The sequence below is a fragment of the Mesorhizobium sp. genome (assembly GCF_004962925.1).
GTDB lineage: Bacteria > Pseudomonadota > Alphaproteobacteria > Rhizobiales > Rhizobiaceae > Mesorhizobium.
The window spans coordinates 1-2,905 of sequence record NZ_SUEO01000057.1 but is presented as its reverse complement, the minus strand read 5'-3'; the positions used below and the strand labels follow the sequence as shown (position 1 = coordinate 2,905).

2 protein-coding genes are annotated in these 2,905 nt (G+C 64.1%); both read right to left on the bottom strand.

All coding sequences use genetic code 11. The features are described 5' to 3' along the window. The coding region (locus tag E5W87_RS13930; RefSeq protein WP_292398078.1) for a transglutaminase family protein at positions 1-2,121 on the bottom strand (2,121 nt) is incomplete at its 3' end. Positions 2,122-2,243: 122 nt separating this feature from the next. Then, positions 2,244-2,905: acyl-CoA dehydrogenase family protein (locus tag E5W87_RS13925; RefSeq protein ID WP_292398076.1), on the bottom strand; the 662-nt coding region annotated here is incomplete at its 5' end.

Genomic DNA, 2,905 nt, shown 5'->3' with positions numbered 1-2,905 from the left:
GGTCGTCGCCACGCAGTCCTGCCAATTCGCAGCTGGATGGATGTTCACCTCGATGACACCGGGATCCGGAGCCACACGGATGACGTTGAGGCGCGGATCGTGCGGCGGGCCGTAGCCCTCGATATGCACCGGCAGCCCGATCGCCTTTGCCGCGTTCTCGGCCGCCGCGACCAGTTCGAGATAATCTTCCAGCGCCTCGACCGGCGGCATGAACACACAAAGCCGCCCGTCGCGCGGCTCGACCGACAACGCGGTGCGCACCGCGCCGCCGATCTCGGTGATCTCCTGTTCGACACGGTCCTGCTGGCCGGTCGCGGCGGTGAAGGACGCCGCCTGCTGGCGGCGCGCCATTTCGTCGGCGCCTTCCAATTCGGCCGGGGCAGCGTCCGGCAAAGGAGCGGCCTCAGGCAAAATAGCCTGGCGCGCCGGCAATGGTCCGCGCGGTAGCGAAGGGTCGACCGGCACGATGTAGGGGAACTGCGCCGGCGGCACATGGGGCAGCGTGCCGAGCGGCAGGCGATAGCCGACCGGTGAATCGCCCGGCACCAGGAACAGCTTGCCGCGCCGCGTCTTCCATTTCTCCGAACGCCAGCGAGGTCCCGACGCCTGGCTGTTCCAGCGCTGCACAGGCAGTACATAGCCCGATGGCTTGGTCAGGCCGCGCTCGAACACCCGCGCCATGCGGCTGCGCTCCTCGGGATCCTCCAGCTTCGAATTGGACGGATCGACGTTCTCCGGCAGCTTGCCTTCCTTGAGCAGCCACTCGGCAGGATCCTCATAGGCTTCGCTGACCATGGTTTTGTCGATGCCGAGTTCATCGGCAATCGTCGTCAGCAGGCTTTCAGCCTGCTTCGGTCCGACATCTGCTTCGCTGTTTTCCCGTGCGATCAGCGACGGATCGCTCCACACCGGCTCGCCGTCGGCGCGCCAGTACAGCGAGAACGTCCAGCGCGGCAGGCTTTCGCCCGGATACCACTTGCCCTGACCGTAATGCAGGAAGCCGCCCGGCGCGAAACGCTCACGCAGCCGGCGGATCAGCGCATCGGCCTTTTCGCGTTTTGTAGGGCCGACGGCGGCGGTATTCCACTCCTCCGCCTCGAAATCGTCGATCGACACAAAGGTCGGCTCGCCGCCCATGGTCAGCCGCACGTCCCCGGCTTCGAGCGCGGCATCGACCTGATTGCCCAACGCGTCAAGCGCCTGCCAGCTTTCATCGGAGAATGGCTTGGTGATGCGCGGGTGCTCGGCGATGCGGTCGACCCGCATGTCGAAGCCGAACTCGACATTGGCGAAGCTCGCCATGCCGGAAATGGGCGCCGCGTTGCGGAAATGCGGCGTTGCGGCCAGCGGCACATGGCTTTCGCCGGTGAGCAGGCCGGAGGTCGGGTCGAAGCCGATCCAGCCGGCCCCCGGCAGATAGACCTCGCACCAGGCATGGAGATCGGTGAAGTCGACAGCGGTTCCGGGCGGTCCGTCAAGCGCGACGAGGTCGGGCTTTAACTGGATCAGGTAGCCGGAAACGAAGCGCGCGGCGAGGCCGAGGTTCCTCAGGATCTGCACCAGCAGCCAGCTTGTATCGCGGCATGAGCCTTTCTTGGCGGCAAGCGTCTCCTCCGGCGAAAAGACGCCGGTTTCCATGCGCACGATATAGGCGATCTCGCGCTGCAGGCGCGCATTGAGGTCGACGACGAAATTGACGGTGTTGGTCGGGTCGCGCACGATGGTTTGCAGGAACGCCGACAGCAGCGGCCCAGCCGGTTCCGGCGTCCGGTAGATGGCGAGATCGTCGCTGATCTCTTCCGGATATTCGAAGGGAAAGGTCTCGGCCGACGGCTCGACGAAGAAATCGAACGGATTGTAAACCGTCATGTCGGCAACGAGGTCGACCTCGATCTTCAGCTCCGTCACCGGTTCCGGAAAGACGAAGCGGGCGAGGAAATTGCCGTAGGGATCCTGCTGCAGATTGACGAAATGGTTCGCCGGCTCGACCTTCAGCGAATGGCTGAGGACCTTGGTACGGGAATGCGGCGCCGGCTGCAGCCTGATGACCTGGGGACCAAGCACCACCGGCCGGTCATATTTGTAATGGGTCAGGTGATAGACGGCTGCCAGAATTGCCATGGGGCCTCGAAAGTCGGCGTTTCAAACGAATTCGCCGAACCCTGACACAAATGCTGGCCATTCTCCAAGCAGAGATGTTGCGCTGCACCTAATTTAAGCAGCGTTACCGACCTAGGGGTCGCTTAGAAAAACGCCTGCAACCCCGTCTGCGCCCGCCCGAGGATCAGCGCGTGCACGTCGTGCGTCCCCTCATAGGTGTTGACGGTTTCAAGGTTCTGCGCGTGGCGCATGACGTGATAGCCGATCTGGATGCCGTTGCCGCCATGCATGTCACGGGCCTGGCGAGCAATATCGAGCGCCTTGCCGCAATTGTTGCGCTTGACGATCGAGATCATCTCCGGCGCCATCTTGCCTTCATCCATCAGCCGCCCGACCCGCAGGCTGCCCTGCAACCCGAGCGCGATTTCGGTCTGCATGTCGGCGAGCTTTTTCTGGAAAAGCTGCGTGCCGGCCAGCGGCTTGCCGAACTGCTTGCGGTCGAGCCCATATTGGCGGGCGCGGTGCCAGCAATCCTCCGCCGCACCCATCGCACCCCAGGAGATGCCGTAGCGCGCTCGGTTGAGGCAGCCGAACGGCCCCTTCAGGCCCGAGACGTTGGGCAGCAGCGCGTCCTCGCCGACCTCGACGCCTTCCATCACCACTTCGCCGGTGATCGATGCACGAAGCGAAAGCTTGCCGCCGATCTTCGGCGCCGACAGCCCCTTCATGCCTTTTTCCAGCACGAAGCCGCGAATCTCGTCTCCATGCGCGGCCGATTTCGCCCAGACGACAAAGACGTCGGCGA